This window comes from Bacillus sp. FSL R5-0422 (assembly GCF_038610765.1).
GTDB classification, from domain to species: Bacteria; Bacillota; Bacilli; order Bacillales; family Bacillaceae; genus Bacillus; species Bacillus pumilus_O.
The window spans coordinates 1062644-1083080 of sequence record NZ_CP152014.1 but is presented as its reverse complement, the minus strand read 5'-3'; the positions used below and the strand labels follow the sequence as shown (position 1 = coordinate 1083080).

Annotated in this window: 20 protein-coding genes and 1 riboswitch; of the genes, 9 read left to right on the top strand and 11 right to left on the bottom strand. The window is 41.9% G+C overall.

Annotated elements, in window-relative coordinates:
- From argJ to MKX52_RS05310, 6 genes are all read right to left on the bottom strand, one after another.
- Nucleotides 1-1221 carry a bifunctional ornithine acetyltransferase/N-acetylglutamate synthase gene (argJ, locus tag MKX52_RS05335; protein WP_342491619.1) on the bottom strand — a complete coding sequence of 407 codons (1221 nt, stop codon included), beginning with the start codon at nucleotides 1219-1221 and terminating at the stop codon, nucleotides 1-3.
- Between the two features lie 20 nt (nucleotides 1222-1241).
- On the bottom strand, nucleotides 1242-2279 hold the full coding sequence (gene argC / locus MKX52_RS05330) for an N-acetyl-gamma-glutamyl-phosphate reductase (protein ID WP_041815394.1): 1038 nt from the start codon (nucleotides 2277-2279) through the stop codon (nucleotides 1242-1244).
- A 137-nt stretch (nucleotides 2280-2416) separates the two neighbouring features.
- On the bottom strand, nucleotides 2417-2965 hold the full coding sequence (locus MKX52_RS05325) for an MFS transporter (RefSeq protein ID WP_012009539.1): 549 nt from the start codon (nucleotides 2963-2965) through the stop codon (nucleotides 2417-2419).
- Nucleotides 2962-4407 carry an FAD-binding oxidoreductase gene (locus MKX52_RS05320; RefSeq protein WP_342491618.1) on the bottom strand — a complete coding sequence of 482 codons (1446 nt, stop codon included), beginning with the start codon at nucleotides 4405-4407 and terminating at the stop codon, nucleotides 2962-2964. The genes MKX52_RS05325 and MKX52_RS05320 overlap by 4 nt, the downstream gene beginning before the upstream one ends.
- 122 nt (nucleotides 4408-4529) lie before the next feature.
- Nucleotides 4530-4838 carry a metal-sulfur cluster assembly factor gene (locus tag MKX52_RS05315; protein WP_003211530.1) on the bottom strand — a complete coding sequence of 103 codons (309 nt, stop codon included), beginning with the start codon at nucleotides 4836-4838 and terminating at the stop codon, nucleotides 4530-4532.
- A gap of 45 nt (nucleotides 4839-4883) precedes the next feature.
- Entirely contained in the window at nucleotides 4884-5669 is a 786-nt protein-coding gene (locus tag MKX52_RS05310; RefSeq protein WP_342491617.1) for an alpha/beta fold hydrolase, read from the bottom strand.
- 136 nt (nucleotides 5670-5805) lie between these two features.
- Here MKX52_RS05310 and MKX52_RS05305 point away from each other — a divergent pair, with 136 nt between their 5' ends.
- The 3 genes from MKX52_RS05305 to MKX52_RS05295 all read left to right on the top strand — a co-directional run bounded on the left by MKX52_RS05305 (nucleotide 5806) and on the right by MKX52_RS05295 (nucleotide 7047).
- Nucleotides 5806-6618 carry a Cof-type HAD-IIB family hydrolase gene (locus tag MKX52_RS05305; protein ID WP_012009535.1) on the top strand — a complete coding sequence of 271 codons (813 nt, stop codon included), beginning with the start codon at nucleotides 5806-5808 and terminating at the stop codon, nucleotides 6616-6618.
- A gap of 88 nt (nucleotides 6619-6706) precedes the next feature.
- Nucleotides 6707-6859: a hypothetical protein gene (locus MKX52_RS05300; RefSeq protein ID WP_008348539.1), complete on the top strand. Its 153-nt coding sequence runs from the start codon at nucleotides 6707-6709 to the stop codon at nucleotides 6857-6859.
- Nucleotides 6856-7047 (top strand): DUF3813 domain-containing protein, encoded by a 192-nt coding sequence (locus MKX52_RS05295; protein ID WP_003211719.1) that lies wholly within the window; start codon nucleotides 6856-6858, stop codon nucleotides 7045-7047. The genes MKX52_RS05300 and MKX52_RS05295 overlap by 4 nt, the downstream gene beginning before the upstream one ends.
- 60 nt (nucleotides 7048-7107) lie before the next feature.
- Here MKX52_RS05295 and MKX52_RS05290 read toward each other — a convergent pair whose 3' ends face one another.
- Nucleotides 7108-7563, bottom strand: a complete 456-nt coding sequence (locus MKX52_RS05290) for a BsuPI-related putative proteinase inhibitor (protein WP_041815389.1) — start codon at nucleotides 7561-7563, stop codon at nucleotides 7108-7110.
- Between the two features lie 14 nt (nucleotides 7564-7577).
- Nucleotides 7578-8420, bottom strand: coding sequence for a YitT family protein (locus MKX52_RS05285; protein ID WP_012009532.1), 843 nt, complete (start codon nucleotides 8418-8420; stop codon nucleotides 7578-7580).
- 140 nt (nucleotides 8421-8560) lie between these two features.
- Here MKX52_RS05285 and MKX52_RS05280 point away from each other — a divergent pair, with 140 nt between their 5' ends.
- Nucleotides 8561-9418 carry a DegV family protein gene (locus tag MKX52_RS05280; RefSeq protein ID WP_217015192.1) on the top strand — a complete coding sequence of 286 codons (858 nt, stop codon included), beginning with the start codon at nucleotides 8561-8563 and terminating at the stop codon, nucleotides 9416-9418.
- Nucleotides 9419-9467: 49 nt separating this feature from the next.
- Here the strand turns inward: MKX52_RS05280 and MKX52_RS05275 are convergent, their stop codons facing one another.
- The 3 genes from MKX52_RS05275 to MKX52_RS05265 form a co-directional block, all read right to left on the bottom strand.
- Entirely contained in the window at nucleotides 9468-11117 is a 1650-nt protein-coding gene (locus MKX52_RS05275; RefSeq protein ID WP_342491616.1) for a methyl-accepting chemotaxis protein, read from the bottom strand.
- Nucleotides 11114-12091, bottom strand: coding sequence for a BMP family ABC transporter substrate-binding protein (locus MKX52_RS05270; protein ID WP_041816205.1), 978 nt, complete (start codon nucleotides 12089-12091; stop codon nucleotides 11114-11116). Before MKX52_RS05270 ends, MKX52_RS05275 begins: the two co-directional genes overlap by 4 nt.
- 221 nt (nucleotides 12092-12312) lie before the next feature.
- A complete protein-coding gene (locus tag MKX52_RS05265) occupies nucleotides 12313-13161 on the bottom strand; it encodes a S1 RNA-binding domain-containing protein (RefSeq protein ID WP_012009528.1) in 849 nt (282 codons plus the stop codon).
- A gap of 237 nt (nucleotides 13162-13398) precedes the next feature.
- On the opposite strand from MKX52_RS05265, the gene MKX52_RS05260 reads away from it, so the two are divergent.
- The 5 genes from MKX52_RS05260 (at nucleotide 13399) to MKX52_RS05240 (ending at nucleotide 20436) form a co-directional block, all read left to right on the top strand.
- A complete protein-coding gene (locus tag MKX52_RS05260; protein ID WP_012009527.1) occupies nucleotides 13399-13890 on the top strand; it encodes a YajQ family cyclic di-GMP-binding protein in 492 nt (163 codons plus the stop codon).
- 81 nt (nucleotides 13891-13971) lie between these two features.
- Nucleotides 13972-14090: riboswitch (SAM riboswitch) on the top strand.
- Nucleotides 14091-14168: 78 nt separating this feature from the next.
- Nucleotides 14169-16010 (top strand): bifunctional homocysteine S-methyltransferase/methylenetetrahydrofolate reductase, encoded by a 1842-nt coding sequence (locus MKX52_RS05255; RefSeq protein ID WP_342491615.1) that lies wholly within the window; start codon nucleotides 14169-14171, stop codon nucleotides 16008-16010.
- Nucleotides 15994-19422, top strand: coding sequence for a methionine synthase (gene metH / locus MKX52_RS05250; protein WP_342491614.1), 3429 nt, complete (start codon nucleotides 15994-15996; stop codon nucleotides 19420-19422). Before MKX52_RS05255 ends, metH begins: the two co-directional genes overlap by 17 nt.
- Nucleotides 19423-19589: 167 nt before the next feature.
- Nucleotides 19590-19766 (top strand): hypothetical protein, encoded by a 177-nt coding sequence (locus MKX52_RS05245; RefSeq protein WP_342491613.1) that lies wholly within the window; start codon nucleotides 19590-19592, stop codon nucleotides 19764-19766.
- Nucleotides 19723-20436 carry a GNAT family N-acetyltransferase gene (locus tag MKX52_RS05240; RefSeq protein ID WP_342491612.1) on the top strand — a complete coding sequence of 238 codons (714 nt, stop codon included), beginning with the start codon at nucleotides 19723-19725 and terminating at the stop codon, nucleotides 20434-20436. The genes MKX52_RS05245 and MKX52_RS05240 overlap by 44 nt, the downstream gene beginning before the upstream one ends.
- Nucleotide 20437: the final 1 nt, after the last annotated feature.

The window sequence follows — 20437 nt, the reverse complement described above, 5'->3', positions numbered from 1 at the left end:
TCATGTGCGATAGCTCGCGTTAATTTTCACATAATCATAAGTAAGGTCACAGCCCCATGCCGCTGCTTCACCATTTCCCTCATTCATTTGAATCAAAATTGTAATCTCATCCTGTTCTAGATACGCTTTTGCTTCCTCTTCTGAGAAAGGCTGTGGTTCATTATGTTTAAACAGACATTGCCCGCCTAAATACACTTCTACCTCTTGCGGTGTGACGGACGCTGCGCTATGCCCAATCGCTCCAATGATCCGTCCCCAGTTGGCGTCGGTACCGTATACGGCTGTTTTCACTAGACTTGAACCGACAATTTTCTTCGCTATGATACCAGCTTCTAAATGATTTTTAGCACCAGCAACTTGCGCTTCAATTAATTTCGTTGCACCTTCTCCGTCTCTTGCAATCTCTTTAGCAAGATCCTCACAAGCTAGCTTTAACCCTTCTTTGAACAACGGCCATTCTGGATGCTCTTCACTTAGAACTTCATTTTCTGCCATACCATTTGCCATCACGAGTACCATATCGTTTGTCGATGTTTCTCCGTCGACAGTAATTTGATTAAAGGTCACATCAGTTATATCACGCAGTGCGTTTTGAAGAGCTTCTTGTTCGACATTTGCATCCGTTGTCACGAAGCCAAGCATTGTTGCCATGTTCGGATGAATCATGCCAGAGCCCTTCGCTGCACCTGAAATGAGAATCTCTTTGCCGTTTATCGTCAGGGTGTATGTTGTGTTTTTAATGACTGTGTCTGTCGTTAAGATGGCCTCTTCAAAATGACCATTTCCTGCTTTTGCTTCTTTCAGCTGAGAGATGCCTTTTTTGATTTTATCCATATCCAGACACTCTCCAATAACACCAGTAGAAGAAACAGCAATGTAATCAGGTTCTACCCCTAACATATCTGCACAGGCTGCCTGCATTTCGTATGCGTCTTTCAAACCTTGCTCACCGGTACATGCATTGGCGATAGCACTATTGACAATGACACCTTTTAATTGCCCTGTCTTTTTTAAGCTTTTCTGAGTGACTTGGAGAGGCGCAGCTTGAAAGTGGCTTTGTGTGTATACCGCCGCACTCGCTGCCGGCACTTCACTGACGATCAGTCCAAGGTCTTTTTTTGAATACCGTAATCCAATATGAATCCCCTTTGCTTCAAAGCCTTTTGGTGAGGATACGTCACCGTTTATTTTAACAATGCTTTTTTCATTCAATTCAATCATATTTGTTGTCTCCCCTGTTCTTATGGATAGAGAGGTGTCATTGTGAGGCCCGCCTCTTCATCTAAGCCTTTGATGATGTTGAAGTTTTGAACCGCTTGGCCGGCTGCGCCCTTCATGAGATTGTCGATTACAGACACAATTGTGAGTCTGCCTGTACGTTCATCTAAATGAAAGCCAATGTCACAGAAATTACTGCCGTATACTTCCCTTGTTTGCGGATATACTTCGTGATCTCTCACTCTGACAAAATAGGAATCTTCATAAAAGCCTTTCATATGCTTCATCAATTCCTCTTTTGTGATATCTGATTTCAGCTGAGTATACATCGTCGCCATAATCCCCCTTGTCATCGGGACAAGGTGCGTTGAAAATGTGATGTTCGCCGTTTGCGGATTCCATTCTCTTAATATTTGCTCTATTTCAGGTGTATGTTGATGTTCATTTACCTTATAAATTTTGAAGTTGTCGTTTAGCTCTGAAAAATGCGTTCCAAGTGAGGCGGATCGTCCTGCACCGGACACTCCTGTTTTTGCATCTATGATGATCATAGATTCATCGATTAGATTCTGTTTCATCAGTGGTGCTAAGCCGAGAAGAACTGCGGTAGGGAAGCACCCTGGGTTTGCAATGACTTCCGCCTTCTCAATCGTTTCACGATTCAATTCCGATAACCCATACACAGCTTGTTGAACAGATGATTGATCAGCTGCCCTTCGTTTATACCAAGCTTCATAGGTTGCACCGTCTTGAATGCGCAAATCACCTGATAAATCAATGATAGGCACTCCTTGGTTCATGAGCTTCGGCGTGAGTTCACTTGATACGCCTGCTGGTGTCGCTAAAAACACAGCATCTGTTTCTCGCACAATGGCAGCAGGATCAATGGCTTTTAATGTTTGATCAGTAATCGTTGTTAGATGCGGATAAGATTGACTGTATAATTGCCCATCACCACTCGATGAATACAATATACATTCCTCCACATGTGGATGTTGCTTGAAGATACGAACTAATTCCGCTCCACCGTATCCTGTAGCACCTATAATACCTATTTTCAACGTCAATACACCCTCTTGATCTTTGTGAAATTATTTAACATTATAACATGTATAAAAATTAATTCAATTGTATATTTAATATTTCTTTTCATTTTTTTTCATAAAAAAATCCACATATCTTCGTGAGACATGCGGATTTATCTTTCATATTTCATCATGATGACGATGAGGGCACTGCATAAATATAATATGGAGCTTGCATAAAAAATGAAATAAACGGTGAAGAAATCTGCAAACAGGCCGCCAAGCATAATCGCTATCGATGAAAAAAGAGCTGTCCAAAAATGATAGCGGCCGACCTCTTTCATTCTTTTATTCTCTGTTGTCAGCTCCGTGACAAGCAGTTTTTCCCCGTGCTTTTGAAAGCCGCCTAGCGCACCAAGTGCAAGCTGAATCATATACACTTGCTCGACTTCTGTGATATGAGGAAACAGCAATAAAAGAAATGCCATTCCGAACGAATGAATAATTAAAAAGAGACGCCTATCAGTGGTCTCTGGTAGTTTCCCTAAGAGTAAATGAATAAACGCTCCGCTTAAACCAAACAGGCCATAGGCAAGACCAAACTGTGAATAGCTTGAACCAACATTTTTAATAAAAAGAATGTAAAAAGGGAAAATCAAACTGCTAGCGAAAAACAGCAGGCTTTGTGAGTAGACGAACCATTTCATTGCTTTTGCATTCATTGTGTATTGTACCTTTCATAAAAGTAATTGATAAACCTACCTTCTGGATCTGCTTGCTTTTTCTTTTGGAAAAATACATCGGTTTTAGGATAGGCCCGCTTCATTTGTGCCTTCGTTTGATAAGGCATGTACGGTAAGTAATAGCTTCCATGGTGCCGAAGCGTGATATCTGTCATTTGCCGGATGATCCGCTCTGCTTCTGCCGTCTCTTCTTTCTCAAAACCATAATTCACTAAAAGAACAAGGGCAAACATATCTTCTTTCGCATATGAGAGATCCGCTTTTTCATTTTTTTGTACGTAGCGTATTGTGATATTCATTAAGTTCAATTCTTCCTGTTGTAAATAACTTCTCATGTCATCGATATACGCACGAAAGCGGTCCACTGGGACGAAATATTCCTGAAGTACATCTGTATCTGACTCATTTTCATATTCTAAAAAAGCAGAATCTGAGCGCATCACATTGTTTCTAGTGATCAGCTGATCATTTTGACTTTGGAAATACTTCTTTTGCAAATGCCAGAGCAGATCTTTCCCCATATCAAATCTTCTTGAAAGACCAAGCATAAATTTGAGTGGCATGACGAGTTGATCCTCTTTCAGCTCTTGATATGATTCAATCTCTTGTTGTGAAGTGAGGGAATAATTCGTTACATACATCTCTTTCAAAAAGTTGGTTTTCGCTGTTGAGATTCTGGCAAGATGCATGCGTACTTCTTTATTTTGTTTCACATGCTTTTGAAAATAATCCGTATACTCATCGTAATCTAGAGAGGTTGTCTCCATTTTATATAGTTCATCTTTTGTTAAAGAAAGCTCAACATCTAAAATGACACCGAATAAACCGTATCCTCCAATGACCGCAGTGAACAAATCATCGCCCGGCTTCACTGTGACAATCTCGCCATCTGCTTTTAACAGCCTGAAGGAACGAACTGTGTCAATGAGTGACCCGTAACGAATGTCACGTCCATGTGCGTTTGCACTTAAAGATCCGCCAATTGTAAAGATATTTTGCGATTGCATCACCTTCACAGCAAGACCATATGGGTTCACATATGTTTGTATATCATCCCATGTCACACCGCTTTGGACCCGAATCGTTTTCTTTTTTTCATCAAATGCTAAAATCTGGCGAAATTCCGTCATATCGAGCACGATGCCATTTTCATAATACGTGTGGCCACCCATGCTATGCTGTTTCCCTGCAATTGATATTGGCAAGTTTTTTGCTTTTGCTTCTTTTAATACTTCTTTTAACGTGTCTATTTCTTTTCCTTGAACGACTTTTTTTATTTTCACAGGCATGAGATGACTGACATCTGTGAAGGCTTCAAGATCTTTGCTTTTGTGTACTTGCTCCTCACGAATGGTGATTGATGCAAAAAATGCAGCAGTGTATCCCATTAAAAGAACAATCCATAACCATTTTCGTTTCATTATGAGGTACTCCGTTCTGTCATATTACACCCATTATATCAATCCGTTCTCTTCCCCTACCTTATTTTTTCATAAAAAAACCTGGCATGAGTTCAACTCATACCAGGCATTTTTATTAGTGCTTATTGAATACCGAGTGCAATTTTTGCGTATCTTGACATTTTGTCTCGCGTCCAAGGCGGATTCCATACGATGTGAACTTCTGTTTCTTTCACTTCTGGAAGATCACTCAATGCTTTTTTCACTTCATCCACGATCACTGGTGCAAGGGGACACCCCATTGATGTTAAGGTCATCGTGATATCCGCTTTTCCATTCTCATCAAGATCGACATCATAGACAAGTCCAAGGTTGACGATGTCGACATTTAGCTCAGGGTCAATCACCTGTTCTAAGGCGCCTAAAATATTTTCTTTCAATGCTTCATCCATGATATCCACTCCTTTTCCATTAGTATAACGTACTTTTTCTTTTGACTAAACGTTTGTGCTTTTCAGATGTGTCACAAGCCAGTCAATCGTTTCAAACATTGCTTGTCTTGAGACCTTATGGCCAGCCTGTCCATCTGTAATAAAACGAATTAGCTGCGGATCTTCTTTATATTGGGTTGCTGCTAACTCATCATAAAGAGCTTTTGCATGACGGTAAGGGACAACTGGATCGTTTTCTGCATGCCAGAATAACAGTGGCCTTTTATTTAATCGATCTGTTTGCAGCGTTAAATCATAAGGACGCAGAGCGTCTAATTGCTTTTGAACCTCTTCGTCTGTAATGTCTTTCATCAATCCTTTGTGCCGCATGTCCATAATTTGTGCTTGTAGGAATGTCGTATATTTCGGACTGCCCATCAGGCTAACTGCCGCTTTAATCCAATCATGCTTGGCGAGTGCACCAAAGGTTGTGATGCCGCCCATGGAAGTACCTGCAACACCGATCAGATCGGCTTCAATCAATTGTTTTTCTTGAAAATATATTTTGAGTATATCGATTTCACGTATTTCGTTCAGGACAATTTCCCAGAACCTTGACGCCAGTTCCTCTAAGCTGAGGTTTTCTGATCTTACACCATGATAAGCACAGTCAGGCAAAATCACTCTCATGCCTTTTTCCGCCAAATGAAAGGCGAAGTGTAAGTTGTGCTCGCGTGCACTTGTAAATCCGTGTATAAAAAATACAAGCGGGAGCGGTTTGTCTTTATTTTCAGCTTTTACGATATGTAAAAATGGAATATCGCGCGTAATTTGCTCATCAATGCTGATCACAGCCTATGAATCCTCCTTTATCATTCCCGTCTTTGTTTATTTTAACATGTAGACAACAAAGATGTGATAAAGATACACTATAGGTAGAGGCGCCGCACGAACTGCCTCCTATCACTTACAGATCAAAGGAGATTTTATGGAGACTAAACCTTACCTAATCGCACTTGACCTGGATGGCACGTTATTAAAAGATGATAAAACCATCTCTACACACACACTTGACGTCATTCAAAAAGTGAAAGACAGCGGGCATCATGTCTGCATTTCAACCGGCCGTCCATTTCGTTCCAGCTCTCCTTATTATCAGCAATTACAGCTTGATTCACCCATTGTGAATTTTAATGGAGCGTTTGTCCATCATCCTCTTGATGAAAAATGGGGCAGATTTCATACGTCACTTGATCTTCAAGTCGTTAAACAGCTTGTAGACATTAGTGAAGAGTATAAAGTGCACAACGTGCTAGCTGAAGTGTTAGACGATTTGTATTTCCATTATCACGATGAGAAGCTCATTGATATATTTAATATGAATGCCAATAAAGTCACTGTTGGAGACCTTCGGGACAACCTTGGAGAGAATGTGACGAGCGTGTTGATTCACGCCAAAGAAGAGGATGTCGGAGCTATTCGAAGTTATTTATCAGATGTTCATGCAGAAGTGATTGATCATAGGCGATGGGCTGCTCCGTGGCACGTGATTGAGATCATTAAAACAGGTATGAACAAGGCCGTTGGGCTGCAAAAGATCAGTGATTATTACGGCGTTCCACAGGAGCGGATTGTGGCATTCGGAGATGAAGACAATGATTTAGAAATGCTTGAATTTGCCGGATGCGGAGTCGCAATGGGCAACGGAATCGATGCCGTTAAACGTGTTTCAAATGAAGTCACTGATACAAACGAACAAGATGGGATTGCAAAGTTTCTAACGAATTACTTCTCGCTTTAATTTTTCCATTCATACATACCAGATGGAAGCGGGCATACTACCTTTAGACAGGTTGTCCTGTCAGCTTGTGTAAAGGGGCGGATTCCGAATGGGTAAAAGAAGCAAATCGAAACGCTTTATACAACAAGGTAAAGATTCAGTCAGTCTGCATGATGCACGTTTTCCTTATCGTTCTACGCTTGAAGAAGCTGCGGAGGACAGGGGAAATATGAAGACTGATGCTTCTGGAGGTTCATTGTGAGAAACGAACTTTTTGATCAAGCCAAATCATTTACTGAAGAAGCCCTTACTTCTTCATTTCCATCTGGGTTAGAGCGTCAACAGGCGGTCAAACGAGCCAAAAATGCCGTATCTTCTGCATTTGCCAATTCGACAGATGCGGAAAGAAACCAGCTGCATACCTTCCAAGACTTGCTCGATGATCTCTAACATAAAAGAAGCTGTCCATCACTGGACAGCTTTTTCTGTTTCTCATGAAGCTGAAAGCACTTATTTCACTTGGAACGTTTTCTTTTCCGTGATTTGCTTCAGTCCTTCTGCTTTTCCTTTAAATGTGACGACCGCTTCATACGTTCCCGGCTTGACCCCATTTGACCACGTATCTTGAAAATCATAGGCTTCGCCTTTCTTCAGGACAAATGATTGGATGGCCTGTGTGAACATACGGTCTTTTGAATAACGGTATTGTTCATTTCCGTTTTCGTCATACACACTGAGCTCGAATTTCTGGCTTGTGTTAAAGGTAAATTCAATATCTCGATCTGATTCATTTTTCAGTGACATGTTAAATTGAACCGAAGAACCTTTCTGGACGGGATCTACTGTGAGCACAACCGTTTTTTCTCCCATTTGACCGGATACCTCCTTGTTTGGTTCATCCTTTTTTTGTTGTCCACAAGCGGTTAAAATCAATACAATGAGAAGAAGTACCAATCCTTTTTTCATTCGCTACCCACCTTTTAATCTCGTCTGAAAAATCCAAGAATATTAGTTGTTTGCACAATATTTGTAAAGGCTTTTGGATCGACTTCTTTAATAATTTGTTCAAGTTCATACAGCTCATACCTTGTAATAACGATCACCATCATTTCTTTTGGCTCGTTGGTAAAAGCTCCCTTTGCAGGTACAGTCGTAATGCCTCTGACCATTTTTCCATAAATGGCTTCCTTGATTTCATCAGCCTTCTTCGTCACAATCATCGCAGTCAGCTTCTCATGTCTTGTATGGATGGCATCAATGACCCTTGTGGTCACATATAATGTGACAAGGGTATATAATGCTTTCTCCCAACCTTGTAATAATCCTGCTGTAAAAATAATGATACCATTTAAAATGAAGAAATACGTGCCGACTGGTTTATCCTTCCATTTCGCTAAAACCATAGCAACGATGTCGAGTCCGCCTGTCGATGCCCCGTATTTGAGCGTGATCCCAATCCCTACTGCGGATATCACGCCGCCAAACACAGCATTTAGTAATATATCATGTGACACACTCGTTTCTGGTAAGATGCCGAGGAAAATGGTCGTCAGTGCAACACTGATAATGCTGTAAAGCGTAAAGGAACGGCCCACTTTCATCCAGCCTAAAATGCCGACTGGAATATTTAAAATAAATAATAGAATCCCTGTGGATATATAAAATGGCGCATATTGATCCATTAAGCTGGATAACAACTGGGCTACCCCTGTAAACCCGCTCGCGTATACATCAGCTGGGATTAAGAATAAATTCAGTCCAATCGCATTGAGCAGTGCACCAATGACGACGACAATGAGTTTTTTTGCTTCTCCGATGAACATATTGTCATTCCTCCACTTACCATTCTCTCTATGGTTTTCCCTAAAATTTAGAATTTGAACACGAAAAAATGATTTCTGTGATATAGTTAGGCTAAAAAGTTGCAAAATATGGCTGATTTTTTTAGAAAGAAGGGATTTTGATGACTGTTCATATCATAGCAGACAGTGCTGCTGATCTGCCTCTTTCTTATTATGATGAACATAACATGACGCTCATTCCGCTCCGTGTATTGCTTGGCGAAGAGGAATTTGAAGATTTGATCACCATTGAACCAAAACAAGTATTTGATGCGATGAGACAAGGTGCCAGCCCAAAAACGTCACAAGCTTCACCAAACCGAATTAAAGAAGCCTTTGTTTCTCTTGCACAAAACCATACATCTGCAATCTATGTTGCCTTTTCATCAGAGCTTTCCGGTACATACCAAACGGCTGTGATGATGGCAAACGAAGTGAAGGAAGAATACCCTGATTTTGATTTGCGAATCATTGATTCTAAATGTGCTTCACTCGGCTATGGGCTTGCTGTCAAACACGCTCAATCACTTGCCATTGACGGAAATACAATACAAGAAATTGAAACGTCTGTAAAGCATTTTTGCGAATCTTTACAACATATTTTTACTGTAGACGATTTATCGTATTTAGCAAGAGGCGGAAGAATCAGTAAAGCGTCCGCATTTGTTGGTGGTTTATTAAGTATTAAGCCCATTTTACACGTTGAGGATGGAAAGCTCATCCCCCTTGAGAAAATCCGCGGACGTAAAAAGCTGTTGAAACGCATTATTGAACTGATGAAAGAACGTGGAACGGATTGGTCAAATCAAACAGTTGGCATTAGCCATGGTGATGATCCTGCACTTGCAGAAGACATGAGACAATTGATTGAAGCCGAATTTCATCCAAAAGAAATTGATATTCAGATGGTCGGCGCAGCTGTTGGGTCCCATTCAGGTCCAGGCACACTTGCCATCTTTTTTACAGGCAAACCATCATAAAAAAGCACCCTTCCCTGACACATCACGGGAAGGGTGCTTTTCTTATCATTTATGAAAGTTTAAAACGGTGGACGGTTTCATTTAACCTTGCCGTCATGCTCATGAGTTCTTCTACCTGTTTGTTCATTTGATGGAATGATTGCAGCTGTTCATTGGCAGAGGCAGAAATTTCTTCACTGCCGGCTGCTGTTTCTTCTACAACCGCACTAATATTTTCAATTGAGTTGAGCACTTGTCCGCCAAGCTCTGTCGATTGGACAATTTGGTCGTTTAAGACCGCCATTTCTTGTTTAATGTGCTGCGCTTTTAATTCTATATCTTCAAAGGAGTGTGAGGTTTTGTCCATCGCATCCTGCTGCTGAAGTGAAAGCTCGACTCCTTCTTTGACAGTTTGACTAATGGATTGAATGCCTCTTTCAATATGACTGACCATATCAAAGATTTGTCTTGTAGCGGTAGATGATTCGTCGGCAAGTTTTCGAATTTCATCTGCTACAACGGCAAAACCTTTTCCAGCCTCACCTGCTCTTGCCGCTTCAATCGCCGCATTTAGCGAAAGTAAGTTTGTCTGATCCGCAATGTCCGAAACTGTTTTGGCCATAGCCGAGATCTCGCTGGCATATTGCGTGAATTCTCCTGCCGACTGCTCGATTTGTCTTGTGGCATGTGTGTTTTTTTCAATCGCCGTTTTGGTTTCTGTTAACGTGTGCTTTCCACTATCCACTGCTTCTATCGCATCCTCTGTACTTTGGATGACTGTTTGTGAACGTTCGGAATTTTTACGTCCATGCTGATCCATCTTTTCAATCAAACTGACGCCATGCTGAAGATCCTCTGAAATGGCTTGTGATCCATTCGCCATTTCGTCTGTCGAGACAGATACTTGATTTGCAGATTCCATCAACTTTTTATTTTCATCATCTAACTGGATCGAGAATGTCTCTACTTGACTTGATACATGACTGATTTCTTTAATCAAACTAATCAGTTGATCTGTCATTTGATTAAAGGATTCATTCAAGCCGCCGATTTCATCCTTACGCTGAATGTCCATTCGCTCGACAACAAGGTTGCCTTCTGCGATCTGCTTCGCTCGGTAGGAAAGTGATTTAATCGGTGTCACGATGGATCTTGTTAATCCAATATTTAAAAAGACAGCAATGACAATCAGTGTGAGGGCTGCGACGAGTGCACTTGTGATGATCCATTGCACATTATCCGCTGTATTCTCTAGATTTTGTTTATACGCTTCTTCTGCTCTTTTATTCATTGTATGCACGTCGTTTAAGACGCCATCAATTCTTGCTGCTACCCGTCTTGCATCTGATGCATTTTTTTCACCAATGGCACCATTCGCTTCCTTGGTCCACGTATCATATTTTGCATTTAACCTTGTTAATGCAGCTTTGTTGATATTCCCTGCGTTTTTGTTTAACGTTTGCAGCTGTTTTTTTGCTGTAGAAATATCGGTTTGAACAACTTCTAGCTGTTCATCAGAAAGTGTCATTGAGTAATTGGTCATGGCTTGTTCAACACTTTCAAAGCTTGCTTTTGTTTTTTGAACGTTTAATAAGGTTTGAACTTCTGTTTCATTTGAAGATTGGATCTTTGTCATACTGACAATGATAAAGGCGATGACGCCAACTGCTAAAAGAAGTGAGACGAGTGAGTTGAGTAAAATTTTGATGCGCAAGCTCATGATGCGTCCCCCTCTTCTTTTAGCAATTTCTGCTTCAGTTCATTTACTTTTTTGGTTAATGTTTCAGCATTCTTCAGCACCCGAATTCTTGCCATATCGATTCCGTCATTGCTTAAATCGTAAATAACATGCCCATTTTTAATTTGATTGCTCTTGACGAGCTGTTCGCTGAATTGATAGACCACTTCATCGACTTTTTTCACCATGGACGAAATCACCGCTTTTTCAGCAGTGTAGTATTGATCGCTATCGACACCAATGGCATACTTGCCTTCTGATTGTGCTTCTTTTAATACACCAACACCTGTATATCCTGCTGCAGCATATAAAACGTCTGCTTTCTTTTTGATCATGTCTTTAGCGATTTTACTGCCTTTGCCCGCATCACTAAACGTATTGGCATAGGTCGATAAAATCTTGATTTTCGGATTCACTGATTTGGCGCCTTTTTGGAACCCTTTTTCAAAACGATGAATGACATCTGCATCGACACCGCCAACAAATCCAATGACATCACTTTTTGTTGTCATGGCAGCAAGCGCGCCTGCTAAATAGCTACCCTGCTCTTCTTTAAACGTCACGGAGGTCACGTTTTTCAGTTCAGATACGGCATCAATGAGCAAGAACTGCTTCTTCGGATATTTCTTTGCGACTTTTTCTAAGTCTTCTTGCATACTAAAGCCTACCCCGATGACGAGGTCATTGCCAGCTTTTACGAGCTCGGTCAGCCCTTTTTCATATGTATCGGTTTCTGCAATTTCTCTATAATCAAATTCAATTCCTAGGTCATCACGTGCTTTTTCTAATCCTTTAAATGAAGAATCGTTAAATGATTGATCACCAAGACCATCATCTGTGAGCATAACGCCAATATGCTTCGCATTTGATGCTGGTGGTTTCCCTTGTTGATTGCTGCATGCGGCTAGCACCATAAGCATGGCTACCAACAGAAGTAATGAAATTTTCACTTTCATCCAAACACACACTCCTTTTATCATCCTTACTCCTTTCTTATCGGATTTGAGAGGCGTTGTTTCAATGGCTATGTGAAGGTTTTTCATGACTTTTTTCACTGAAAAAAACCAATATTTATACAAATATAAAAAAAGGGATAAAACCATGATGATTTTATCCCTTTTTCTTTATTTCATTGTCATATGAAAACCCATAAGGTTAAGGTTCTCTTTCACGCTGCTCATTTTTTCTCGTATGTCCAGCCCTCTTTTTGGTAGACTAGGCCGTTTTTCATCAAATGACCTAATGCCCGTTTAAAGGCTGCCTTGCTCATTTGGAATCGTTCGCGGATGTCTTCTGGATCGCTTTTATCTCCATAAGGCATCGCACCATTTCTCGTTCTCATATAAGTTAAGATTTCTTCTGCATCGACAGATAACGCTTCCTGTTTTCTAGGAAGCAGAGACACGTTCACAGTTCCATCCTCTTTCACTGCAATGACGCGTCCTGTCACGGTCGATCCTAATCTTGGCTCTTCCTTTCGTTCTGTCCGGTGGATAAACCCTCGCACCCCTGTATCTGTCAGCATAAACGAGCCTGTCGCAATTAAGCGATAAATTGTTCCAGTGATTTCTTTGTTCATTAAGGTTTCGGGTGCCTCAGTAAATAAGTCACTGATCACATCTTCTGTGGCTGGCTTCGCGAACATTCTACCGTAGCTTGTGACTTTCAGCATACAGTAAAGTTTGTCTCCTTTTTTCGGCCATGCTTCCTCAAAAGGAGGGAGATGTTCTGTTGCGACAAGTGCATCCTTTGACAAGCCAACATCCACAAATGCACCCATGTCTTCTACGACGTCTACGACTTCTACCCAGCCATATGTATGCGCATTGATTGTCGGTATTTTCATCGTTGCAGCTAGCCTTTCTTCATGATCTACGTATAAGTAGACCTCTACTTCATCTTGGTCATCAATATCTTCTGTCATTTCACTACGGTGCAAGAGGACCGAATCTTCACCATCTGTCAAAAAGTAGCCGTATTCCATCTCGTTCTCTATTTGCAAGGTCAGTTGCTCACCTGGTCTCATGTTCTCTTCCTTCCTATCTGCTCGTACAAGAGCGTTCGTTCATCTTTTGATTCACTTTATTCTACTATAATTCTCCTCACATGAACATCTCTAGTTCTGTTAGCTAAAGTGGACAAGCCGGACACGATTTATACCGCTGCCAGCAGAACTCTTTGACTCGTCTCTTCGATAAAGTTTCTTCTTCTCCACGTTGCATGATAAAATAGACGCAATATCTATACATGGAGGTCATGTGTTATGGCAAAAGAAAGCTCATTTGACATTGTATCGAAGGTTGAACTGCCAGAGGTGCAAAACGCCGTTCAAGCAGCGCTCAAGGAAATTAAAAATCGTTATGATTTTAAAGGAAGCAAAAGTGATATTTCTCTTGAAAAAGAAGAGCTCGTGCTCATCTCTGATGATGATTTCAAGCTGGAGCAACTAAAAGATGTACTTGTGACAAAGCTGATCAAACGAAATGTTCCAACTAAAAACATCGACTACGGAAAAACCGAGCATGCCCTTGGCGGAACCGTACGCCAGCGCGCGAAGCTGATCAGCGGAATTGATCAGGACAACGCCAAAAAGATCAATGCACTCATTAAGCAATCCGGCATCAAAGTGAAATCACAATTTCAAGATGACCAAGTGCGTGTAACAGGAAAAAATAAAGATGATTTACAAGAAGTGATTTCTCTTATGCGTAAGGCAGATTTACCGATTGACGTTCAATTTATAAATTTTCGATAAATTTCAAATTTTCCATTGATTATTTCCGATTTTTTCGATACAGTGGATGGAAGTTCAATTCATTGACATGTTCATATCGCTTTCTTATCAAGAGAGGCAGAGGGACTGGCCCTGTGAAGCCTCAGCAACCGGTGTAGTAGAAATCTATTTTCTATGACCAAGGTGCTAAATCCAGCAAGCAACTGCTTGGAAGATAAGAAGAAGAATTACGATACAGCCAAAAAGTCTTCTTCTTATCAGAAGGCTTTTTTTGTTACATAGAAATAAGGAGGAAACCAATGGGCCTATTACAAGACTTACAAAACCGCGTACTGATTGCTGACGGTGCAATGGGAACACTTTTATACTCTTACGGCATTGACCGCTGCTTTGAAGAATTAAATTTATCGAAAGAAGATGAAGTAAAGCGCGTGCACGAAGCATATGTGCAGGCTGGTGCGGACATCATTCAAACAAATACGTACGGCGCAAATTATATTAAACTATCCCGTTACGGTTTAGAGGAAGAAACAAAGCGTATCAATACAAAGGCGGTACAAATCGCAAAAGCAGCCGCAGGTTCTGCTTATGTCCTTGGAACGATTGGTGGCATTCGAACGTTTAACAAAAATGCCTACACGATTGAAGAAATTAAAAGAAGCTTTAGAGAGCAGCTATACATCCTATTAAATGAAGAACCCGATGGAATATTGCTAGAAACGTATTATGACATGGAAGAAGCGAAGGCCGTTCTCCAAATTGCACGCAAAGAAACGACGCTCCCCATTGTCATGAACGTCTCCATGCATGAACAAGGCGTGTTACAGGATGGAACACCGCTTAGGGATGGTTTATCTGAATTGTCCTCTCTTGGCGCAGATGTCGTTGGCATTAACTGCAGGCTAGGTCCTTATCATATGATTCAGGCACTCGAGGGTGTACCGATTTTAGAAAATTCTCATTTATCAGTCTATCCTAACAGCAGTCTTCCCTCACTTGAAGAAGGCAGACTCGTCTATGATACAGATAACGATTATTTCCGAAAAAGTGCACTCGAATTTAGAAATCAAGGCGCACGTATTATCGGAGGCTGTTGCGGAACAACGCCTCAGCATATTCACGCAATGGCTGAAGCGGTCAAGGATTTAGCCCCGATCACTGAAAAAGAAGTGAAAGTTTTAAAAGAAGAAATCATTTCGATTCAAGATCAGCGGACCGAACCAGGACTTGATGAGCTCGCTACGAAAAAACGGACGATCATTGTAGAGCTTGACCCACCGAAGAAGCTGAACTTCGAAAAATTTCTCGTCGCGGCAAAGGAATTAAAGAATGCAGGCATTGATGCCTTGACATTAGCTGATAATTCTCTTGCAACCCCGCGCATTAGCAATGTGGCTTGCGGCGCATTATTGAAACAGCAGCTTGATATGCGTTCACTCGTCCATATCACATGCCGTGATCGTAATTTAATTGGACTTCAATCCCATTTGATGGGTCTCGATACCCTTGGTTTAACTGATATTTTAGCCATTACAGGCGATCCTTCTAAGATTGGGGATTTTCCAGGAGCAACGTCGGTTTATGATTTAACCTCGTTTGATTTGATCCGCCTGATTAAGCAGTTTAACGAAGGCCTTTCTTTTTCAGGAAAGCCGCTTGGGAAAAAGACCAATTTTTCAGTAGCTGGCGCGTTTAACCCGAATGTTCGTCACATTGATAAGGCGGTTAAACGTCTTGAGAAAAAAATTGAATACGGCGCTGATTATTTTATTTCACAGCCTGTATATTCTGAGGAACAGCTTGTGAAAATTCATGAGGAGAGCCGTCATTTAGATAAACCGATTTATATTGGCATTATGCCATTAACAAGCAGCAGAAATGCGGAGTTTATTCACCATGAAATTCCGGGCATCAAATTATCTGATTCCATTCGTGACATTATGGCGAGGGCCGGTGAGGATAAAGAAAAGCAGCGAGCAGAAGGCTTAGCGATTGCCCGCTCTTTATTAGATACAGCCTGCGATTTGTTTAATGGCATTTATTTAATTACCCCTTTCCTACGATCAGACTTAACAGCAGAACTAACCACCTACATTCATCAGAAAGAAAAGGAGTCAAACATCCATGTCAACTATCACTGAACAGCTTAAGAAACGCATCCTCGTCCTTGATGGTGCAATGGGGACCATGATTCAAAATGCCAATCTCACAGCAGAAGACTTTGGCGGCGAAGAGTATGAGGGGTGTAACGAGTATTTGAATGTGACAGCCCCTCACATCATCCGCACGATTCATGAAGAATACCTTGAGGCAAGCGCCGATCTCATTGAAACGAATACGTTCGGAGCTACAAAGCTCGTCCTTGATGAATACGGGCTTGGCCACCTTGCCTATGAACTCAATGTACGGGCTGCGCAGCTGGCAAAGGATGAAGCTAAGCGTTTCTCCACACCCGAGCAGCCTCGATTTGTTGTAGGTGCGATGGGGCCGACTACGAAAACATTATCTGTGACAGGCGGCACAACCTTCGATGAGCTCGTTAGAAACTATGAAGAGCAAGCCCGTGCCCTGATTGATGGCAAATGTGATGCCCTTCTTTTAGAAACAAGCCAAGACATGCTCAATGTAAAAGCTGGTTTCAAAGGCATTCAGGAAGCCTTCCAGCAGACAGGTATTGAGTTGCCTCTCATGGTATCAGGTACGATTGAACCAATGGGCACGACCCTTGCTGGTCAGGATATTGAAGCCTTTTATATCTCTCTTGAGCATATGAAACCGATGAGTGTCGGCCTGAACTGTGCGACGGGTCCTGAATTCATGACAGACCATATCCGCACCCTATCCTCCATCGCCAAATCAGCGGTTAGCTGCTATCCAAATGCTGGTCTCCCAGATGAAGAAGGTCAATATCATGAATCCCCTGCTTCACTTGCTAAAAAGATTTCCGCCTTTGCCAAAGAAGGCTGGTTAAATATTGTTGGCGGCTGCTGTGGAACAACACCTGCACATATACAGGCATTATCAGATGAAGTACGCATGATTCAGCCGCGTCACATCGCACATGAATCGTCTCAACATACCGTATCAGGAATTGAGCCCCTAATATATGAGGAATCAATGCGGCCTCTTTTTGTAGGAGAACGGACCAACGTGATTGGTTCACGCAAATTCAAACGACTCATTGCGGAACAAAAGTTTGAAGAAGCATCAGAAATTGCTCGTGCACAGGTAAAAAACGGCGCTCACGTGATCGATGTGTGTCTCGCTGATCCAGATCGAGACGAGATAGCTGACATGGAAGGTTTTTTACAAGAGGCCATGAAAAAAGTGAAGGCTCCTTTTGTCATTGATTCAACGGATAAACACGTGATCGAAAAGGCACTCACCTATTCCCAAGGGAAAGCCATCATCAATTCCATTAACCTTGAAGATGGCGAAGAACGCTTTGAAGAAATTCTTCCTCTTGTGAAGCTGTACGGCGGTGCACTTGTTGTCGGCACGATCGATGAAACAGGGATGGCCGTAACTGCAGAACGAAAGCTCGAGATTGCGGTACGCTCTCATGATCTATTAACGAAGAAATATGGCATTCCCGCAAGTGACATCATTTTTGATCCACTGGTCTTTCCAGTAGGCACTGGAGACGCGCAGTACATTGGCGCTGCCGAAGAAACGATCAAAGGCATCAAAATGATCAAGGAAAAACTGCCTGAGTGTTTGACGATTTTAGGCATCAGCAACGTGTCTTTTGGACTCCCGCCTCTTGGGAGAGAAATCTTGAATGCCGTCTACTTGTATCACTGCGTCCAAGCAGGACTTGACTATGCCATCGTCAATACAGAAAAACTTGAACGCTTCGCTTCTATTCCAAAGGAAGAAATCAAGCTCGCTGAAACGTTGCTCTATGAAACAAATGATCAAACCCTTGCTGAATTCACCCAATTTTACCGCGGCAAAAAGAAAACGGAGAAAAAACCAAAGGTCTCCCTATCACTTGATGAAAGGCTCGCACTATACGTCGTCGAAGGAACAAAAGAAGGTCTTATTGATGATTTATCCCTTGCTCTAGAGCAATATGAATCACCACTTCATATCATCAATGGTCCGTTAATGCAGGGAATGGCTGAGGTTGGACGTCTTTTTAATCAAAACGAACTGATTGTGGCAGAAGTGCTTCAATCGGCAGAGGTCATGAAAGCATCTGTATCGTATCTCGAGCAATATATGGAAAAGCAGCATGCAAGCGGGAAAGGTAAAATCCTACTTGCCACTGTAAAAGGAGATGTCCATGATATTGGGAAAAACCTTGTCGACATCATTTTGAGCAACAACGGCTTTCAAGTGGTCGATCTCGGAATTAAGGTGACACCACAAACATTGATCGAAGCTGTGCAAAAGGAAAAGCCCGATATGATTGGATTATCAGGATTACTTGTAAAATCAGCCCAGCAAATGGTTCTTACCGCTCAAGATTTACAAAAAGCGAATATTTCCGTGCCCATTTTAGTCGGTGGCGCTGCTCTTTCTCGTAAATTTACGAAAATGAAAATCTCGCCTCATTATGACGGACCGGTTCTTTATGCCAAAGATGCCATGGACGGCTTATCTTTAGCCAATGACTTAAAAGCAAATCCTCTTCAATTTCAAATAAAGCCCGATGAAGAGCCTGTGGCACCTGTCAAAGAGAAAGAAACAAAGCAGCCACAAGCTGTCATTGAATTACTAGAAAAACGTGCGGCGCTCCCTGAGGCACCTATTTTTACGCCGGAAAATACGGCACGTCATTATGTAAAGGATATCGACCTGCACCACATTATGCCTTATGTGAATGAACAAATGCTCATTGGTCACCACCTTGGATTAAAAGGAAAGGTGAAAAAGCTCTTGGCCGAACAGCATCCAAAAGCATTGGAATTAAAGCAGCTTGTCACAGATCTTCTAAATGAAGGCAGAGAGAAGAACTGGTTTGCCCCTGCATTTGTCTATCAGTTTTATCCTGCCAGTTCTAACGGAAATGATCTGCATATTTATGATCCCGAAGTGCCTGACCGTATCATTGAAACGTTCCAATTTCCAAGACAAGAGAAGCTTCCATACCGGTCCATTTCTGATTATGTGAGGGGAAGCGGTGAAAAGGAGAAAGATTATATTGCCTTATTTGCCGTCACAGCTGGAGCGCGTATACGTGAAGTCGCACAGCAATTTAAGCAAGAAGGAGATTATTTAAAAATGCATGCGGTTCAAGCTCTGGCACTTGAGCTTGCCGAAGGATTAGCCGAAAGAACCCACCAAGTGATTCGGGACAAATGGGGCTTCCCTGATCCAGTCGATTTCACAATGGAAAAGCGATTCCAAGCGAAGTATCAAGGGCAGCGCTATTCCTTTGGTTATCCTGCTTGTCCAAACCTTGAAGACCAAGAAAAGCTGTTCAAGCTGCTTCAGCCTGAGAAAATCGGCATCCATTTGACAGAAGGATTCATGATGGAACCTGAAGCATCTGTTACAGCGATCGTCGTTTCTCATCCTGAAGCTCGATATTTTAATGTTCATTAATGCTGAACCTCCAAAAGAGGAATTGGAGCACCTTTATCCAGACAGTGATTACGCCAACGAGGGTTTGTCTACACGCTGAAAAGAAAAGGGAAAGCCTTTTCCTTTTTCTCATCCTTCTTATGATACGATACACATAGATGAATTCAGCTAAGAAGGAGTTGCGTGTCATGACAAACGTTGTTCAACGAGCATTAACACTCGATGACATACCAGATCTTATCGCCTTGTCTCAAGAGGTGGACTGGCCTGATTACAATGCGGAAGAGCTCACATCTCTTTTAACAAATGGGTTTTTCAACAGTGGATGGACAAGTCATCTCGTGTGCAGGACTTTTCCAGTATGATCGAATGGCGTCAATTGGTGCCGTCATTGTATCTAGGACACATCGCGGCTTAGGTCTTGCAAGAAAAATGATTGACACCCTGCTAGATCAATGTGATCAAAGCATTCCTGTCGTCTTAACCGCTACTGTCCAAGGACGGCCAGTTTACGAAAAAATCGGGTTTCACACGGCAGGTTATATTACGACTTACAAAGCGCAAAAAACAACCCCAGAGACGCTTCGTGTGTCAGATGACATTCACCTGTCTTCTGCCGATGAATCGCACCTTCCGTGTATTGAAGCATTAGATGAAAAAGGCGCAGGCACAAATCGTTCAAGCTTTCTAAAAAACCGGATGAACCGAGCAGCGCAGCGTATCATTGCAAAGAATGAACATCACGAAATAACTGGTTTTGCATTTGGTGTTGAAACACCTGCTAATTTAATGATTGGACCGCTTGCTGCAAATGATGAAATTACAGCTCTCTCGCTGATTCGTTCGCTTATTTCGTCTTATTCCGGTCCGATTCGTTTAGATATGCAGGAGGAAACAGCCAAGCGCCTCCATGAATCGCTTGTTGAAGCAGGTTTTACGAAAACAAACAAAGCGCATTATATGATGATTCGCGGGAAAGAAAAGCTGAACGATCCTGCACTTCTTTATTTCCTCGCCTCTCAAGCATTCTCGTAAA